11 protein-coding genes and 2 pseudogenes are annotated in these 19,581 nt (G+C 55.7%); 4 read left to right on the forward strand and 9 right to left on the reverse strand.

The features are described from left to right. Positions 1-72: 72 nt before the first annotated feature. The 4 genes and pseudogenes from GYH35_RS35075 to GYH35_RS35575 form a co-directional block, all read right to left on the reverse strand. A pseudogene (locus GYH35_RS35075) lies at positions 73-471 on the reverse strand (transposase); the annotation flags it as partial. 29 nt (positions 472-500) lie between these two features. Continuing rightward, entirely contained in the window at positions 501-1,619 is a 1,119-nt protein-coding gene (locus tag GYH35_RS34210; RefSeq protein ID WP_161830723.1) for an aldo/keto reductase, read from the reverse strand. Positions 1,620-2,453: 834 nt separating this feature from the next. Further along, positions 2,454-2,654 (reverse strand): hypothetical protein, encoded by a 201-nt coding sequence (locus GYH35_RS34215; protein WP_161830724.1) that lies wholly within the window; start codon positions 2,652-2,654, stop codon positions 2,454-2,456. A 205-nt stretch (positions 2,655-2,859) separates the two neighbouring features. Continuing rightward, positions 2,860-3,151: pseudogene (locus GYH35_RS35575) on the reverse strand (DUF1153 domain-containing protein). An 814-nt stretch (positions 3,152-3,965) separates the two neighbouring features. Here GYH35_RS35575 and GYH35_RS34220 point away from each other — a divergent pair. Beyond that, a complete protein-coding gene (locus GYH35_RS34220; protein ID WP_235936906.1) occupies positions 3,966-6,002 on the forward strand; it encodes a pyrroloquinoline quinone-dependent dehydrogenase in 2,037 nt (678 codons plus the stop codon). Positions 6,003-6,185: 183 nt separating this feature from the next. Here the strand turns inward: GYH35_RS34220 and GYH35_RS34225 are convergent, their stop codons facing one another. Continuing rightward, positions 6,186-7,478: an ACS family MFS transporter gene (locus tag GYH35_RS34225; protein ID WP_161830726.1), complete on the reverse strand. Its 1,293-nt coding sequence runs from the start codon at positions 7,476-7,478 to the stop codon at positions 6,186-6,188. A gap of 547 nt (positions 7,479-8,025) precedes the next feature. Here GYH35_RS34225 and GYH35_RS34230 point away from each other — a divergent pair. Next, on the forward strand, positions 8,026-9,192 hold the full coding sequence (locus GYH35_RS34230) for an alpha-hydroxy acid oxidase (RefSeq protein ID WP_268894976.1): 1,167 nt from the start codon (positions 8,026-8,028) through the stop codon (positions 9,190-9,192). A gap of 13 nt (positions 9,193-9,205) precedes the next feature. Here the strand turns inward: GYH35_RS34230 and GYH35_RS34235 are convergent, their stop codons facing one another. Genes GYH35_RS34235 through GYH35_RS34245 form a run of 3 tightly spaced genes read right to left on the reverse strand, consistent with a single transcriptional unit; the run spans position 9,206 to position 13,305 of the window. Continuing rightward, positions 9,206-10,192, reverse strand: coding sequence for an SDR family oxidoreductase (locus tag GYH35_RS34235; protein WP_161830728.1), 987 nt, complete (start codon positions 10,190-10,192; stop codon positions 9,206-9,208). Next, positions 10,193-12,880, reverse strand: coding sequence for a non-ribosomal peptide synthetase (locus GYH35_RS34240; RefSeq protein WP_161830729.1), 2,688 nt, complete (start codon positions 12,878-12,880; stop codon positions 10,193-10,195). 44 nt (positions 12,881-12,924) lie between these two features. Next, the gene (locus GYH35_RS34245; protein ID WP_161830730.1) at positions 12,925-13,305 is read right to left on the reverse strand and encodes an acyl carrier protein; all 381 of its coding nucleotides are present in this window, start codon (positions 13,303-13,305) and stop codon (positions 12,925-12,927) included. 427 nt (positions 13,306-13,732) lie between these two features. On the opposite strand from GYH35_RS34245, the gene GYH35_RS34250 reads away from it, so the two are divergent. Both GYH35_RS34250 and GYH35_RS34255 read left to right on the forward strand, forming a co-directional pair. After that, entirely contained in the window at positions 13,733-15,421 is a 1,689-nt protein-coding gene (locus GYH35_RS34250) for an MBOAT family O-acyltransferase (protein ID WP_161830731.1), read from the forward strand. Between the two features lie 190 nt (positions 15,422-15,611). Beyond that, positions 15,612-16,685: a hypothetical protein gene (locus tag GYH35_RS34255; RefSeq protein ID WP_161830732.1), complete on the forward strand. Its 1,074-nt coding sequence runs from the start codon at positions 15,612-15,614 to the stop codon at positions 16,683-16,685. 124 nt (positions 16,686-16,809) lie between these two features. Here GYH35_RS34255 and GYH35_RS34260 read toward each other — a convergent pair whose 3' ends face one another. Next, a complete protein-coding gene (locus tag GYH35_RS34260; protein WP_161830733.1) occupies positions 16,810-18,423 on the reverse strand; it encodes a carboxylesterase/lipase family protein in 1,614 nt (537 codons plus the stop codon). Between the last annotated feature and the right edge of the window lie 1,158 nt (positions 18,424-19,581).

Here is a 19,581-nt window from a genome sequence, read left to right on the forward strand (position 1 = left end):
ATGCCGATCACGCCCTGGCTCCGATATGCCGGTCGGTGACACCTGGATGCGCCGATAACCATAGCGCGGTTACTGCGCCGACAGCTCGTGCAATGCTGCCACCACTGGCGCATCTCGCCGCACCACTCGCCACTCGTATCCCAAGCGGATCTGGCCACTGACATCAGCGCGCACGCTCGTCGCTGCGCCGCGCCGCGTTCGCACACGAACGCCACATGTCGACGACGCTCCTGCGCGCTTACCGCTTTTTTGCCGCGACGTCCTTCATGACTGCGATCTCCAGATCACGCTCGGTCAGCAGCTTCTTGAGCTCGGCGTGCTCTTGCTCGAGCTGGCGCAGGCGCTTCACATCCACGGGCTCGAGCTGCCCAAACAGCTTGCGCCAGGCGTAGATCGTAACGTCACTGATCCCGTGCTTCTTGGCCACCTCCGCGACCGACGACTGGTCCGCCTCGCGCAGGATCTCACCATCTGTTCTTCTGTGAATCGGCTCTACTACACTAGGAAGGCCTTCGCTGAAACTTCACTGCCGCCTCCAACAATGCGTACCAATCCTGTCGGTTGATCTCTAGCCGATCCGCGGAACAGTTCTCGATGATGTGCGCGGGCTTCGTGGCACCGGTGATGGGGACGACACCGGCCGGATGACGCAACAGCCACGCCAACATTACTTGTGCCGGGGTCGCACTGTATTTCTTTGCAATGTCTGCTAGGAGGACCGCCGCTTGCTTGAACTCCAATGGAGCATCATCAGCCGGATCTATTAGAGTGCGCCCCCAAACATACTCCCCTTTCAAGGGCGAGTACGCTTGTACCAACATCCCAGACGCGCGGCAGTAGTCAACGATGCCGGAAAAATCAGCATAGCGAGCATCCACTAATGATCCCGCTATGGGACAACAGCTCGCCAAACCCAGTTTAATCTGATTAACCACTAGAGGCTGTTCGACGGAATTCTTGAGTAACTCAATTTGATGGATCGTGTGATTACTGACTCCAAAGTAGCGCACCCTTCCACCTCTGTTAAGGATGTCGAAGGCACGCGCAACTTCATCGGGCTCCACCAGGTGATCATGCGCATGAAGCAAGAGAATGTCGATATAATCCGTTCGCAATCGTCTCAAGCTCTCCTCGGTGGCGCTGACGATGTGTTCATAACTCGAATTCAATCCCTTCGAATCGGCACCGCACTTGGATTGGATAGTAATGTTGTTACGCAATCCCGGTGACATCTTCATAACTTCCCCGAAAAGTATTTCTGCCTTTCCTCCGCCGTAGGTGTGCGCAAGATCGAACAGAGTGATTCCGTGTTCGTATGCCGTATTTATAATCTTCAAACCCTTTGTAATTGCATCAGGAGCCATAGGCCCAGCGGATCCGCGCGTATATGATTCCTTGAACGAACGCTCATCTGCATAGTCAGGCTCAAGACCCAGAGTGGCAGTGCCATAGGCTATGCGAGAAACCGTCAAGTTTGCGTGCGCGACCTGGTATGTTTTCATATTCTGTTTTTTCCCCGCAACGACCCGTTCAGACGAGACCTCCGCATCATGCATTTGGGATTCGGCAGCAATACCCGCGGCAGCCATTTGCGTGAGAAACTCTCGACGTGTGTACACGCCATGCCTCCTAGATCCGAGCTCTCTTAGACTCTAGATCAAATGTAGTGAGCGCTGGGTGCCGCATTTTCTGGCGAGGCTCCTTAGATCGGCGCCGACCGCTTGGGTCACACAGATTCGGCGGCGGAGGCAATCAGTCCTTCGTCCATCAAATCTACGCACTGCCCCGGTCAGACGCGGCGTATTTGAATTGTTTCATTGAGGGGCAGCGCAAAGTTGCACGATGTTCTTACCGCCACTCTGAACGCTTGTAAGGACTGCGACGACCACCCGCGATCACGCCCCGCCACAGCCGGCGCGCTCCTTCCAGCGATTGATGAAGTCTACCTTTGTCATAGAGACAGTTCCCGTTGCTGGGAAATCCCGCTCGCGTGATGTACGCCTCGCAACGGGTACAGCACGCATGGGCGCTTCAGCGTGTCGACTCGCGCGATGAACACTGAGCGCCGCCTCGGCGGTTCAGGATCGACCGCGGCGAGCAAGAAGGCATCCTGCAGCTCTCAAATGCAGCAATTGATGAGGAGAGCGAGCAAAGCCTAGCCGTCACTGCCCACTACCCACGCGGCACAGGTCCATCGCCACGAGCTCATTTGACGCGCTCGCCGGTGATGGAGGCTACGGTCAAGTGCAGGCAGGTCGTCGATTCGGCAAGTCAGATCGGGTTCAAGGACGACCCGCGCGACAAGGGATCGCGATGGCGGCGCGAACGGTATCCACTGGGCTCACCCTTGGCAGCATTTCGCGGCTTGCTTGCAACCGGCTTCGAGCCCGCTGATATCGGCGCCAATCTGAGGCCCTTGCAGCGCCGTGACCTGCGTTCCGTCTTCCGACGTGTCACGCGATCCGGCCGGCTGCGACGCAGCGAATCATCGGCTTCGTGAAGGACAACGGCGTGCTGAAGGCGTCGATCCTGAACCGGTAGACGACACCGACTTGCCCGGTCGCGGCCGGCGTTCCCGAGATCGTTGGCGCCCGGTTCACCACCGGCCCGGTGTACGTCACCGTCACGTAGCGAGCTTGAGAGTCGAAAGGCACTCGACCAACTACGCACGGTACTCGGCAAAGAAATTCACTCGCTCGTTATCCGCCCGACCAAGGGCACGCAGGAATGATGTCTTTCTTTGAGAATCACGGCACCAAGATCCGAGGAGGCCCGCGTGTACTGGCCGCGAGGTACGCAGTGGGTCAGCAGAGCTTGCACTCGGCCTCAAACCGACGGATCGCTCGCCTACCTGCCAGTTCATCCGCTGGAGGCACGCTGTACCGTGCTCTTGTTCAGCCGATTGGCCACCGCACCGCGGGTTCTCCTCATCATCTGTGTGATGGGCTGAGCGTACCGCTCCTGTGCTGCTGGAACCTTCTTCGTGAGCCTGTAGTAGTGCTCGCGAAGATTCTGCGGGTTGGCTCGCAACGTGTTCTCCATGCCACGCTTGCCATCCTCAACTCACTTCGCGGTCTCTGAGTGTGTAAGGTCGCGAGCTCGGCTGGCGCTTGGCTACTGTCGTCTTACCTTGAATTATCTGTAGCAGCAACGCGTGCTAGCGCCGGGCTGTCAAACGTTTGTACTTTTCGTCCATCAATGAACTCAGTGGCTCTGCGATGGATCAACACTTGAGCAGGTGTTCACTCGTCATTACACATTCGACAGTCGCTGAATATGAAACAATGTTTACTCTGACACGCACGGTTTGATCGAAGAGAGCTGAGTGGCGCGCGACCACACGCTGGATCTGGTACTGAGATCTGTATATGTTAACCGATCTAGACGCCATGCCAGGCCCGCAGCTGTGATAGGGCCGCCTATTCACTTGGTTGAAAGATGAATGACCTCTCATATCTACGGCAGGATGCTTACGTCTATCTGGACTGGCTCCACACAGTAAAATAGATATCTGTATGCCACACCCCACTCAGCGACCGGCTACGTTCCTCTATGTCTATGCATATTCGCTGTTACTGTTGGGCGCCACCCTGACAATAGGAGGCGCACGTCTTCTCCTTCTCGGAGGCTCTCCATACTATTTCATTAGCGGCATAGCCATCGCCGCAAGCGCTCTGCTGCTGCAGATACGGCGTGCAGAATCTATGCTGATTTACAACTTAACTGCTCTTGGTACTGTCGCTTGGTCTCTCTGGGAGCTCGGCTGGGATACATGGGCCCTATTGCCGCGCATTGCGGCACTAGCCGCACTAGGAATGGGCTTCCAATTTCAGGGCATCAAGAGCCAACTAACGCGTGGAAGGTACAACCCGTCTCGACGCCGCATGGTTGCTGCAGGAGGCGCGATTATTCTATTTGGGATCGCATGCCGTGCCCTAGCCCCTCCACACAGTAGCCCAGACCCGATGTACCAGATTGGAACCTCCAACCATTCATACACAATAACTCCCGCTAGGACATCAACCAACACCGAATTCGGCGATTGGCGTCATTACGGCAATGACCAGGGCGGAACACGTTTTAGCGAACTACTCCAAATTGACCCTGAGAATGTGATCCGGTTACGGTTGGTTTGGGAGTACACAGGCTCCGACAACATAGCCAATCAAACAACGCCACTCAAAATAGGACGCACATTGTTCGTTTGCACCCCAAACGGCGCCATAGCGTTGGACGCTGAGAATGGGTCGAGCATCTGGCGATCCGTGATCGCTGGTACCCGCAGTACAGCGCGCTGTCGAGGTTTGGCCTACTACCGCTCGACTTCCATACAAGGCAACTGCGCTGAACGAATAATCTCCACCATAGTTCTGAAGGACCCCTTTGATGTCAGATTGATTGCGCTGGACGCTCGTGATGGGAGCGCCTGCTCGCATTTCGGAATAAGAGGCGAAGTCTCGCTTCTAACAGATCTTGGTAGCGTTCCCCCGGGCTACTACGAAGTAACATCGGCCCCAACAATCGTGCACGACAAAGTTGTAGTTGGTGGCCGCATCATGGATTTTCAGTACTGGGGCGGCCCCTCAGGCGTGGTTCGAGCTTTTGACGTTTTAAGCGGAAAATTGGTTTGGGCGTGGGATATGGGAGATCCGTCCCGCACTCTTGCACCGCTCCCAGGAGAGACCTACACACACTCCACTCCCAATTCGTGGGCTCCGATGAGTGGCGATGATGAACTCGGGCTCGTGTATGTGCCCACTGGCAACGCTACCCCCGACTTCTTTGGGGGAAATCGACGCGCTTTTGACGATCGATATTCGAGTTCCGTGGTTGCTCTCGACGTTACTTCTGGAGTGCCTAGATGGTCTTTTCAAACCACTCACCACGATGTATGGGACTACGATGTCGCATCTCAACCGTCACTGGTCAATTTTCAATCCGGGAAACGTCTCATACGTGGATTGGTACAACCAACCAAGCGCGGAGAAATATTCGTCCTCAATCGTCAGAATGGCGAGCCCCTCTTTCCCGTCACCGAGATCCCGGCACCACAAGGCACCGTGCCGGAGGAACGGCTCGCGCCGACTCAACCAATCTCTCCATCCTTGCCTTCATTTCGGGGGCGCGACCTGACAGAAAGTGACATGTGGGGAGTGACGCCCCTCGATGAGCTTTGGTGTCGAATCCACTTTAGAGCCGCACGTTACAGCGGCACTCTGACCCCTCCGGCTGTCGGCGCATCCATCCAATCGCCAAGCTTTTTTGGAGGCATGAATTGGGGGGGAATGGCCATCGATACTGCGCGTGGCATTGGTGTTGTGACCACCACCTATCTTCCACTTCATGTGCAACTTATTTCGCGCGAACAAGTCACCAGGCTGAGTATAAAAAGACTGGTACCTGGGAAAGGCCACCCTCCTGTGCCATTGAGCGACCAGCTCATTCTTGATGCACTCAATCCATTCAACAGCAACGTCAATCTCGGATTGCTTATGAATCCATGGAGATTCGGAGGGCCTGGAGACGGTACACCGTATGGATCCATTGCCGCATCATTCATGTCACCCTTGCAGATCCCGTGCACCAAACCTCCATATGGCCGTCTGAGCGCGATTGATCTGAAAACGGGACGACTGTTGTGGACACAGCCGTTCGGAACGATGCGAGACGCCGGCCCATTTGGAATCCCGTCGCGGATCCCGCTCCCCGTAGGAATGTCTACCAACAGCGGAGCGGTTGTGACGTTGGGCGGCCTAACATTTATTGGCGCCACTATGGAGAAGTCCTTCCGCGCGTATGAGACGACCTCTGGAAAGCTTTTGTGGGAAGATCGATTGCCGACCCCTAGCGATGCGACACCGATGACCTATCTTTCTTTGAAAAGCCAGCGGCAATTCGTAATTGTTACTGCTGGCGGAAAGTACATCCGGGCCTACGCTTTACCGGACGTCCCTAGGAATGACGGAGTTTCTCATTCAAGCAAGTCACGGCGCGCGATCTGAAGATCAAACAATGAGCGAAGTTGCTGCGCGACTGGGTGAGCGCCTTCTGGCATGTCGATCACCAAGTGACAGCGGTTACCGACTACCTTTCAGCTAGATCGCTTGGACTTTCCCGACGGTTATGCCGCAGGCGTACATTGCGATGATCATTGCGACAAGATCTAGAGATTAACTCGCTCGTGCTCAGTCGACCACTCGTTTGGCCGTTCCGAAGGCCAGCCATATGAGAGCTCCTACGACCGAAATACCGGCGGAAAGCGAGAACGCTGAGGCATAGGAGTTGGTTGAATCCACAAGCCAGCCCGTAAGGGCCACTCCGACGATGCCAGGTAGTGTTCCGGCAGTATTCGTCAGCCCCATCACCACGTCGGCATATCGTGGAGCGATATCGAGATGATTTGGCAGGAATCCTGACCATGTGAAGGCTAGAGTACCGAGAGCGCCGCACATCAGCAACAGCGCGCCTATGGCTGAATCGACGCTGTGCATAGTGAGCAAAAACGCCGCTGAACCAAGCAGCCCTACGGACTGCATCAACTTACGAACCGTCTTGAGCCCAGCACCGCGTCTGACCATTGTATCTGCCATCCAGGCTGCAGCATTGACCACGATGAACATTGTGAGCCAAGGCGCCGCAGAATACAGCCCGGCGTTGGTAATGGTGAGGCCATGCTCATTCTTGAAATAACTCGGCAGCCAAGCAATCAGAATGTACAACGACCAATTGCTGCAGAAATGATTGACGATCAACGCCCAAACGGCGGGCTGCGTAAGTAGCAGCCTCCATGGCACGGCGGAACGCGTAGGTGGCGCGGCCCCCCCTCTCAGCAACTCCCGTTCTGCTATCGTTATAGTCGGATGGTGTGCTACATCGTTTGAGATCAACATGAACCAAAGAACGCCCCATACAATGCCGAGGGCGCCGAAACTATAAAACACGGCCGCCCAGCCCCATCTCTCAACGATCCAGCCCGAGGTCATCAGGGCGAAGAGCGTACCAAGGGGCACCCCACTCAGTAGTAACGACACTGCACGTGAGCGCTCCGCGGCCGGCACCCATCGACTAAACAGGTTGTATGCCGCAGGGAAGGTAGCAGCTTCACCAAGCCCAAGTGCGACTCTCGCAGCAATCAGCATGGGCAACGACATCATTGCGGCAGCCGGCGTTACAATAGTGAGCGTGGACCACCAGATCACTGCGGCACCCAACACTAGCTTCCCCCCGCAGCGATTTGATAAATAGCCGCTCGGAACCTGAAATAGCAGATACCCAACAAAGAACGCCGACAGGATAAATCCTTTGTCGGTCTCTGACCAACCGAATCGATCCTCCATTGCTATGATTGCGACAGAGATGTTGACCCGATCTATGTAACAGACAAATGCAGCCATAAAACTCAAAACCACGACTGTATATCGACGCGGCCAGCGCTCAACGCCAATCGTTTCAGTTGCCGTGAGATCCTCGGCACTCATGCGCTGCATTCTTTCGTAATATTGATGTAGCCGCTGTTGCTCTGCGCCACCACACTCCACCTACTTCGCGTGCGGCGATGGCGCCCGTCATCGCAAACTTTTGCCACAGCAGCTCGGAAACTGCCGATTTCAACGCCGCTCTCATCACACAGCCCGTGTATGCAGAGTGATCCTAGTTGCCCGCACCTCCGCAACCACAAAAGGCGCTAGCGAGATTGGCGCACAGTTTTCGGTATATTTCTAGAACATGATTAGCTTTTGTCCTTACTCAGCGTTTGACCGTCATGCAGACAAACAAGCCCCCTTCAACCGGATACATTCACTCTGTGTCCGGCCAGCTGAGCAAGCGGGCACGGCACCGGTGCAGCGCAACGTACCAATGACGCATGAAGGTACTGGCGCGCCTGACCGAATGATATGATGTGACGAGGCCCCTTCCTAGACTAACGTTTCATATCAGTCTCCCCCTTGATCCGGATGTTTTTGCCTCTGAACTAGGCGGGTGAAGGGTCGTTGTTGCTAACAGCTCGAAAGGTAGTGAACTCCTTTGATACAAGGCATCTTTACAGTTTCGGATCTCCGTCGCTGTGCTCGGCGACGACTACCGAAGGCAGTGTTTGACTTCATTGATGGCGGCGCTGAGGGGGAATTTACCCTCGCACGGAATTGTCTGGACTTTGACTCAGTAGAACTGCTGCCACGAGTCCTTAAAGATGTCTCGCACTGTGATCTATCAGTTTCCATCCTTGGGTGCGCAGCTCGGCTACCGATCGCAGTCGCGCCAACGGGGCTCGCCGCACTGGTCTGGCGGCACGCCGACATTGCGCTTGCCCGCGCCGCGCACGAGACAGGCATTCCACTCACCGTAAGCGCAGCATCGAGCGTTCGCCTGGAACACATTCGTGCGGCTGTTCCAGAATCGCGTCTATGGATGCAGGTGTATCTCTGGAAAGATCGTGAGCTAATCCGATCTCTGGTTCGTCGCGCGCTCTCGCTGGACTTCGAAGCGCTGGTCTACACTGCGGATGTTCCGATACTTGGACAGCGACATCGTGATCTGCGAAACCGCTTCACTGTCCCACTGCAACCCAACTTGAAGCTTGCATGGGACGCTTGCGTTTGCCCACGATGGAGCTATCACATGCTTCGGCAGGGCATACCCAAGATGATAAATCTGATTGACGGAACTGCTACCGACACTCGTACCGCCTCACTCGCCAGCGTGATGATGCGCAATCTCAACGCATCCAACACTTGGGCAGATCTGGCTTGGCTGCGTGACTTGTGGCCCCGAAAGCTGCTGGTTAAAGGCATCATGTCACCTCTCGATGCTAACGAGGCTGTTAGTCGTGGCGTTGACGCGATCATTGTCTCTAACCATGGCGGGCGCCAATTGGACTTCGCCGCCTCGCCGCTTTCCGTGCTCGCCAGCGTTGTCGATACGGTGAAGGCTCGCTGCGAGGTTATCCTCGACGGCGGTGTCCGCCGCGGCTCTGATATCGCGAAGGCGCTCGCGCTCGGTGCCGGCGCCGTCATGATCGGGCGCGCCACACTCTTTGGCGTCGCAAGCGGCGGCGAAGCCGGCGCCCGATGTGCACTTTCAATCCTCGAGTCAGAGCTTCAGCGCACCCTTGTACTCATGGGCTGTTCAGCCGCATCGGAGCTTGATCGAGCCTACCTCCGGACGGCCAGCCATCTCAACTCCCCTTCTTAGACAATCCTGCCGATTACACCACGCGAGTTCCTTGGTTGTGTCGATGAGCAATTTGCTCAAGATATATCGGATTTCGCGCGATGCTCGCGATCGCGACACGCGCCGGGTGCACTTCTGCGCCCCTGGGAACTGCCGCGAGCAGCGCGTCATTTCGGTCCCGAATAGCCTGCTCGTACTCAGGGTGCGAAAGTATATGTAGGTCATTGTTTCGAATTCCGCCCAACACACGTTCACCCGCTTCCAGCGGATCCATCATGAACCGCACTCCCCTGGTTTCAAAGATCGCCTTGCGCACGGCATCGGCGAAAGTGTTGATCGATTCCATCTGCGCCGTATCCGGCTCGCCCCGCTCACCCAATGCGGAGGGACGGTTGCGGTCACATTGCCCAATATTAGACTTCACGTCGCCTGGGCAAAACACCGAGACGCCAATGTTGCAATTTACCAGCTCGGACCGGAGAGCTTCCATCATACCGATGACGGCAAACTTACTTGCCGAATAGACACCCCAGAGCGGATGAGCCACCAATCCCCCGATGGATGCAGTCGACACGATATGGCCGCCCTCGCCATGCGATTTGATGTGAGGAAGAATTGCATGGATGCCATTGAACACGCCGGTCACGTTGACACCAAAACACCAATCCCAATCATCGTAGCTGGCATTGCTGAGCGCGATCTTTGGCCACACGCCAGCGTTGTTGACCAGAACATGCACCCGACCGAAGACACGCTTCGCTTCTTCGGCAGCCGCGGCAAATGCAGCACGGTCCATTACATCTAGAGCAATGGCGTGGACGCGATCGCCCGCGCCCCCCATCACCTTCATCGCATCCTCCGCATGCTTCTCGCTTCGGTACGTTATCGCGACGTTCATGCCAGCGTGAATAAACGCACGGGCAATCCCCAAACCGATCCCGCTGTCCCCGCCGGTAACAATGGCCACCTTTCCTGTCACGTCGGACATCGGGGCCTTGATTCGAACGTCTCCATCGTCCATTCAGCCTACTCCCTCTGTTTCATTGGTGCTCCGTGCCGTCTCCGCCTCTTGCAGCTGACCTCGAAGAATGGCGTGAAACCTTGCCACGTTCTTTGGCGCTAACACAGAAAGATGGTCCCCCGGCACGTTCAAGTATCGCGCTGTTCGAACATGCGTGCTCCAGTTCTCGAGACAAGCAGCCCACCGTCCCTCATCGGCCCCTTCTGGCAACCCTGACGTTCTGAAGACGGTGATCGTATCAACCGTACCAGCAAGCCTGTGCGCCCGACTGACGTCTTGCATGCATTTCACCATCCTAGACCACACGGCAAAGTGTCGCTTGTGCAGTGTAGTAAGTAGGTGAGCTGCGCCCAGCATTGCGGCTCCGAATGCGGGCGGCACTTCATCGCCGCAGGGGATGCCGTCGATACATCCCAGGAACTCGATCTGCTCGCCTAACCGCTCCAACTCTCGCGCCATCTCGAACGCAATTGATCCACCGAGGGAGTATCCGATCAAGATATACGGACCCGATGGCTGTACCTTGTGAAGAGCGTCGACATAGCAGCCAACCATCTCTTCGAATGTTTCGAAGTGGCGCTCCCCCGGATCAAAGCCACGCGGCCGAAACGCAAAGACCGGCCGCTCACCGCTGAAGTACTTTGCGAGATTGACGAAGACAAACGTCCCCCCATCGCCGGGATGTACAAGGAACAACGGAGTCTTTTTACCCGCAGCTTGGAGAGTCACGATTGCATCATATGTCGTCCCCGCGCGATCCGTCAGTCTAGCCAGTTGCCTTACTGTCGGGTTCTGAAGTACGGTTGCCAAGGTGACATCGAGCTCAAAGGATTCCTCTAATAGCCGAGTGAGCTGGAGAATCTCCAGAGAGGTTCCGCCGAGATCGAAGAAACTATCCGTAACACTGAGCGTAGCTTCTTCAATACCGAGCATCTTGGCGATCATACTCACCATCCTTTTCTCGATGTCGCCCGCTGGCGCGATGTACTCGCCGCGATGGCGTCGAAGCACTTCCCTCATCGCTTCAAGCTCGTGGGTAAACGTCCCTGACTCCAATCGTCGGCGCATGAGGGACCTCTGGATCTTGCCGAGATTAGTCTTTGGGAATGCCTCCCTAGACAGCGCGAGAACGAGCGATGGCCTGAACCCCCATAGCATGATCGCGGTATTTCGGACAGCCGACACCAACTCGACTAGTGCCGCCTCCGCGGCCACACTGGTGACATCTGCGGCAAATGCGACCACTAGCTGCTCAGTGTCGCCGCCTTTCTCTCGCGTCGGGAACGCCGCAACGTAAGCTGGATCGATCCCATCCAACCGATGCAAGGCGATCTCTAGTTCCTGCGCGAAGTAGTTAACGCCGCTGACAATGATGCTGTCTTTGCTCCGCCCGACGAGGGTGACTCGACCATCCGCCTCAGTCCGTGCCATGTCTCCCGTGCGAAACCAACCATCTGGCGTGAAGGCGGACGCTGTCGCATCCGGATCGTTGTAGTACCGGCTGAAGACCATCGGTCCACGCACCTGCAAGTGTCCATCGTGCCCGGAAGGCAATTGCTGCTCCTCCTCATCAACGATACGTACGTCGAACCCACGGACAGGAACTCCGACAGACGCGAACTCTTTCTCAGCATCGCGCTTGTAGAATTCTGTCGAATATGTGGCTCCCGCACACGTCTCAGTCATACCATAACCTGGCAACAAACCCGCTTCATTCAGGCCAAAGGGTCCTAGGAGATTCAGAAACTCCCGACCCGTGGCGACACTGTTGGCTTCGCCTCCGGAGAATATGTGTCGCACACATGTCAGGTCCCATCGATTCATTGCTGGTCGTTCATCTCGACGACCCGGCAACTTCAGGGCAGTGCAAATCTTTCCGAGTAGAAAGTTCGGGGTGAAAGCGGTTGTGGCCCGGTAATGATCAATGATCCGAATGAATTGCAGAGGATCCGCCAAGATGCTGCGGGCATTGACATTGATCTGATTCACGCCAAGATAGACCGCCAGGACATGCGCCTCGATGAGCGCCACGACGTGGTCGAATCCAATCCAGTTGAATATCAAATCGTCCGACGTAAACCCCCTACTTTCGATCTTGGCGACCACTGAGGAAATGACATTTTCCTGAGTCAGTGCGACAGCCTTCGGAATTCCCGTCGAACCGGATGTCAACATGAGCATCGCCACATCCGACGGCTCGCACCTGTACTGCAACTCCGCGGGCGAGGGGCTATCGAGACTGCGGCAATCTATGCTCGTCAGTGACGGCGGCATCTCCGCCAGCGTGCCTTCATCACATACGAAGGTTGGATGCTGAAGTGTGCTGTCGATACCTCGCAGTTGCTCCCGCCAGCGCTGAGCATCAGTACGCGTGGGCGCTATGACGCACGGAAGGTATCCACCCAGAACGCACGCCCAGAACACCCTCACGAAGTCCGGCCCGTGATCGATCACGACCGCCACCGGACTTCCGGCCTTCAGGCCCAATGCTTGCAGCGCCCCAAGCATGCGTAAGGCGTCTGTAAGAAGCTGCGAGTGATTCAGGAACGCGGCCTTTCTGAAGTCTGCATCCGACGCGAAGTAGATACCGGCTGCCGGATGCTGTATCGCAGACTTCGTCAGCACGTCTGTCAGGTGACAGGGACGCTCGAGCATCGCACCGTTGGCTGAACCGGCCAGGAATTCCATATCTAACAGCTCCTATATCCGATCGGTTGCTCGCTAAGCCGCCACTACGAGCCTGCCATCTTGCTTTCGATCACATCCGCAATCTGGCCGACATTCCTCAGAGAATTGATCTCTGTTGAGCTAAAGCGAATGGAAAACTCTCTTTCGATCTCGAAGAACAGCCGCACTTGTCCGAGGCTATCCCACCCCTGGACATCGCTCGACTGAAGATCTGGCGTTGCAACGAGCCCGTTATTTTCAAACACCTCTCGAAGCAAGGGCGTCAATCGTGAGAGGGTAGCGTTGTCACACATACCAATCCTGATGAATGTTTTGTGGATATCAGTTGATGGTGCGACCGAGTTTGCGCCAAGCCTCCCCTCGGTCAAATAGTCTTTAGCGGACAATTCGTAAAGACGGCAGTCCATCTCTCTAAGCCACTTCAAACGTTCTATCTGCGCGAGCGTGGAAATCCGATCAATCGTATGTCAGTGCTTGCTCAATTTGATGCCTGGAGCTTGACTCAGTATTTCTCCTTGCACGCGACCGCAGGAGTCTCTCACCAGGAAGATCTTCCGGAGTTAATGGATACTCCTCGCACCGACCGCTAGAACCACCCAATTGCCACCGAGCGACGCCATCGCTCGCACCGACATGCCATTGAAGCACTAGCCATTGAGCAGCACTGCGATCGACAATATCAGCAAATATCATGGAGCCTTCTTTGATCGCTTGACAGCCCGCAGCCTTGCATTGACTAATTGCATCGCCTTCTTCCGACGACGCATCAGACAACCGACCGGAACCATACTCGCTCCGGATCCGCATTCTTGTTGATTCCAAAAACATTCATATCTCGGCAGCAGCTCGAATATGGTCTTCAATTCGCACATCTTCATCTTTGCCTTCCTGCCCGTGGCGCTGACCGGCTACTGGCTGCTGCATCGGATGGCAGATCGAGCTGCTTCTTTCTGGTTGCTCGCCACTTCCATTGCCTTCTACGCCTGCGCAAGCATCAAGAGCCTCGCACTTGTTACACCGTCAATCCTTCTCGACTATCTCTTGGCCAAAGCACTGCTGCAATCGCATGACCGTCCGGGATGGATTCGAACTACACTGTTCGCGTTCTCTATCTCGACAAACATAGCGCTGCTCGTCGTCTTGAAGTACACGAATTTTTTTCTAGAGACGACGAACGCGCTGCTCTCGACGCACTATCCGATTACGCATTGGATACTTCCTCTTGGAATTTCCTTCCTGACGTTTCAAAAGATTGCATTTTTCTCCGATATTCACTCCGGGCGGATTGCCTCTATACGATTCATTGATTACCTACAGTTCTTCTATTTTTTTCCTCGAACCATTGCCGGTCCAATAAGCCGCTATGGGGACGTCGCACCCCAGTTCGAGGCCGTTCATCCAAGGTCGTTTGCAAAGGATTTCCCGATCGGACTCTTTCTCTTCTCCATTGGGTTATTCAAGAAAGCCGTGATTGCGGACAGTGTCTTGCCATTTGTCTCTCCCACTTTTGATGGCAATTCGTCCGTGCTACCAGTCAGCATGCTAGTCGCCTGGATCGGCGCCTTGGCTTACACCCTCCAGGTCTATTTCGATTTTTCTGGATACTCGGATATGGCGCTGGGTGTCGCGCGAATGTTTGGGGTCCGGCTTCCTGCCAACTTCAACTCACCTTTTAAGAGCAGCAGCATCTCAGAGTTCTGGAGCCGATGGCATATGTCACTGACCAGCTTTCTGACCGAGTTTGTCTATACCCCCATTGTCGTACGATTGACTCGTTGGCGGATTGCCCGCCGAAGGCCGGTACTGCAGGGCAAGCGATCAACGTTCCCTGCCATTCTCATGCTTATCTGCCTGCCCATGTTAATTACCATGCTGATCGCTGGAATCTGGCATGGCGCGGGGTGGCAGTTCGTTGTCTTCGGCCTGATGCATGGCTCGTACTTAATGATCAACCAGACCTGGCGCACACTACGGCCCCGCTTCTGGGCGAGCGACGTGTCCCACGATAGTGTTATGCGGCCACTGGGATGGGCGATGACGTTTGGCGCTGTGGTGCTCTCGTTGGTGGTCTTTCGAGCCCCATCCATCGCATCTGCGTGGTCGATCTTGAACTCTCTTGTTGGCGTGAACGGAATCCTTCCGGGCGAAGTCGGGTTGCTCCGTGACATGGGGGTGAACTTTCCCTGGGATTACCTCCAACATCTGTGGCAACCACTCCTGCTCCGTCCGCTGGTCCCGATTGTCTGGATCGTATTACTACTGTTGTGTGTCTTGCTGTTGCCAAATTCTCTGGAGCTTCTGGGCCGATATGGTCCCGCCCTCAACTTCAAATCAACGCATTCGGCCGCACATGGCCGCACCGCCAGCCAAGCCAGTAAAATCAGCAGAATTCTCACGCCGCCGCCCCTGATCAGTACCAACATGGCACCCGGCTCACCTGATGGACGCCTCCGTCGCGATGCAGTTCTTGCGGCATTCCTGTTCACCTTCGGCATCCTTGCATTGAGCCGCGGCCAGCCGTTCATCTATGCGCAGTTCTAGTTAGCACGGGAGTCCTCTCGAAGTGGACAGATCCTCATACTTTGCGATCAAACTTTGGACAGCGACATCCGTCTTAGTAAGTTTGGTCATCTGCGCGCTTAACGTCGTCATCGACCCGTACTTGGTTTTTGGCGCCTCTCGCGTTGCTCATTTGAATGCGCGGAAACCGGCAGTGGAGACGCAGCACTTCATGATGAAAGCATACGACGTCGAACGTAGAAAGCCGAACGCCGTGCTGCTTGGCAGCTCAAGAGTTGGTTGGGGCATAGACTCGCAGGATGCCGCTTGGCCAACTCAGTATCACCCAGTCTACAACCTCAGTGTCCCGGCGGGATATTTGCCCCACTCCTACCTTTACTTGCAGCATGTTCTATCAAGGCAACACCCTGAGCTCGTAGTCATAGGATTGGATTTCTCGCAGTTCCTCTACAAACCTGAGCCAGTATCTGCAATAGCACCAGATCTCAAAGGACGGCTCGCTATGACTTTGGGCGGCGAACCGAACCGTGAGCAGACTGCGCAGCGAGTTCGCGATATATTTTTCGCCGCGTTCTCACTCGATGCCCTCATCGACAGCAGTGGGACAGTCGCCGCGAACTGGCGCGATATCTCCTCTGACCTGGCCGAAGGGAATTGGATTCACGAAGACAACTTTAGTTCTGGCGTCGGCTCCTACGCGCTAGCCGCACTTTTTGATCTCTCTAGGACGCTACGCACAGAAGAAACTAAAGAGCAACGACGCCTGCGCGATCAAAGCAGCCTTCTACGACTCAAAATGATTCTAGATCTTTGTGCGTCTCAGAAGATTGACGTTGTTGTCTTTCTCCATCCGCTGCATGTCGACTATCTAGAATTTGAGACGCGTTTGGGTTTCTGGGAGCCGTTTGAACATTGGAAGCGTCAAATACTGGCTCTGACCGAGCAGTACTCGGGACCCAATCAGCGTAACGAAGTAGCCTTGTGGGATTTCAGTGACTACAACGCGTACTCTACGGAGGAATTTCCAGTTCAGGGGAAAGCTTTGTACTGGTTTGAGCCTGTTCACTACAGCCCCGCCCTCGGTCATGCGATCCTCACGCGAATTTTCAACGGCGGTTCAGACGAATTCGGAATGCGGCTCACTCAAAGAAATATCGACGGCTGGCTTGCGAACATCCGCAATCAGCAACACCGTTATCGTCAGAATTACGAAACCGGTGTTCGTCGCCGGTTCAGCGACCTTGATAGGTTGTTGGAGACGCACCCTCCGCCCACGCAGCCTTGACGCTCAAACGCGATCCATCGCAAATGATCCCTCCGCTCGTGACATCACTGATCAATGCCCACCTGGACACCGGCGGGGCGTATTGGCACCTTTGTGATTGAATCCTCTCTATCGATACCGGGCATCATTCCCGATCCCTAACAGAGAAACAATCGTTCCAGAAATCGCGCTTCGTTCCGCGAATTGGTGCTGGAATTGGCCCCACCTTGTCTCCGAGCTCCATAACGGGCTCGGACTTAACTCCAAAGGTAGGCCATAGCGGAAGACCTGGCCCGTTAGGATCGCCCGCGGCTGCGAAGTTGACCAAGTAGGAGGAGAACGTGTCCGCTAGTTCGTAATCCTCAGGGGTCCATGTCTGGCCTTTTAGCCTTGCCAGACTATCAAACATGTAGGGAATCTCCGCCGTATGATATGCACCCAAATTCTCCGGAAGCGGTCCACCAAAGTAGTTGAACTTGACGTTGGGGGGCGCCGGCGCTACGCGAGTGAAAGAATAGAGATATGTTCTCCGGCCGTTGCGTGCACGCAATGCGGCCCATCTAAAATGCTCCCACGCATAGTAGTCCGTAATCATCCGGATATTGGAAGCGGTCGCCTCGAAATCGGAGGTAGCCGGGTACAACTCTGGCCATCGCGCGGGCAGGTTTCCGCACCTGATTCGAATCTGATCTGCAAATTCTTTCGGTGTGACCGGATTGGCGGTCACCGTTGCGAAATCGGCGGTTACTCCAGTCAAGAGATGAACCCTTCCGACAGTGTTGTGCTCTTCGGCTGCAAACACACTTGTTCTATCAAGCACCCACCCATCCATCACTAGGCCACCGGCGTCCCCCTGTGAGACAATCTTCGGGAACAGCTGCTCGATCGGCATTCTTCTCAGCTCGTCAATTGATGCGGCTCCTAGATCCTTTACGATCTGACTTCCTTTACGCTCAGCCTCAGATAAGGTGCTAGCCCTGTCGAAAACGCTGTCGCCGGCGACAACACCGTAGATGTCTCCCGCAACTAGAGGTGATGTAGAGAGAGCGCTCGCTGCTCGTGCGCCCGCTGATTCTCCCAGTATAGTGATACGTTTTGGGTCTCCACCAAATGCGACAATGTTTCGACGCGCCCATTTGATCGCAGCGATCATATCGAGTAGGCCGTAGTTGCCCGACGTGCGTCGCGAAGATTCCTCGGACAACTGCGGGTGTGAGAGAAATCCAAGGACTCCCAGGCGGTAGTTTATTGTGACGACAACTGCGCCCTTTTTGCTCAATGCTTCTCCATTTGCGACGGCTCGCGTCCCCTCGCCTCCGATCAACCCGCCGTCGTGGATCCATAGCAGGACGGGAAGCTTGTCTTGGGTCGCTTTAGCTGACGTCCACACGTTAAGATAGAGACAATCTTCGCTGATTGGATGGGGCTCTTCGTAGTGAAAGTCCTCCGGCCTCCGGCGAACCTGCATGCAACTTGTGCCGAATGCATCCGCCCTACGCACTCCCTTCCAGGCAACAACTGGCTGCGGCGGATACCATCGAAACTTGCCAATCGGTGGCGCAGCATATGGAATTCCTTTGAACACGCGCACTCTTTCGCTGACGGCCTTCCCTGAAACCCAACCACCATCAATACGCACAGGCTCTGTTTCGGCCGAGCTATGGTTTTTGTCGCGAGCCTGCACGTCCCAGCAGTTGCCAAACACCAATGCATTGATGTTGAGAAGGAGCCAAAGACGCCGGCAGCTATCTTTTCTCATTTTATTGGGCCGTGAATTTTTTCTTCAGCGAAGACCAGAGGGTGCAGAGACCTCGAAATATAGACTGGAGCGAACGCGTTCCCGCCCCCCAGCGCCCATCTCGCGGGGAATCTGCTCGCGCTGGCAGACGACCGAGGTTCGCGCGTGGAACCTGACATCCCGGCCAAGCACTCTCGGCTGTGCTGTCATCAGAGTCACGGCGACTCGCGCCAGCGCTATCGACTTGGGATAATCAGAGCGAGATGGTGCCGCTGAATGGCCGCGTATCAATGCGCCCTCCCAGCCAACACTTCCAGCTAGGCTCAATCCGTCGCACCGCCGGAGGTCTGCCAGCACCGATGACCGGCATGCCCTCAACAGCCGCGTGCCCATATGCTCATCGTTGAGCCCCGCCCCGTGGTCGGGATCGGCTGCTCGCTCTGGTCGCAACGTTTGGCCTCAACCGCGCACGTTTGTGCGCTTCAAACGATCTGAGCTGTTCACCAATGGGGAGATGGGCTGGTCGCCGCCTCCGACGACTTCGGTAATGGGCCGCGTGAGGTGCTATTCAATAAGACCAAGACGAAAATTATCGAACGTGATGGTTACGGACCAGGAGCTACACCACTGGCATGCCGGCATGTGTCCTTCGTACCGCGCTCGGATCAAGGGTAAAAGTCGAGCGCTTCAACGGTTATCTTAAGGACAGCTTCCTGTCCGTAGCGCAGGCGGCGACACAAAGGGCATGCGGCCTTCGGCTCGATGTGGACAGTGCGAACCGCGATGTATCCTGAGCTGAGTCAACGAGGTAGCGAACACGCGCATCGATGCGACGACGGGCATCCGACCGTGCATGCGATTGGCCGAGGATCAGACTCAGCTGAGCGCGCCGGCGACCGCCCCTGCCAGCGTCGAGCCATTCGAGTGGCTACATCATCGGCTGTCAAGTGGGCCGCGCTCCCCCCAGCGAGCTGCCGACGCTCGGGCCAGCTTCGACGACTCCCTCACGTCACTGCTTGAGACGGAGCAAGCGGCCAGCCGAGCGCACCCCGAGAAGCACTGCTGAAGTTCAGACGTTGCCGGTGGTGAAGACGATCGATAGCTGTCAACGCCGATTGAATTTTGACCCACCCCAGCTCAGAAACGCCGAAGTAAATTTGACCCACCCGGGCACCTATT

This window comes from Steroidobacter agaridevorans, assembly GCF_009932555.1.
Classification (GTDB): domain Bacteria; phylum Pseudomonadota; class Gammaproteobacteria; order Steroidobacterales; family Steroidobacteraceae; genus Steroidobacter; species Steroidobacter agaridevorans.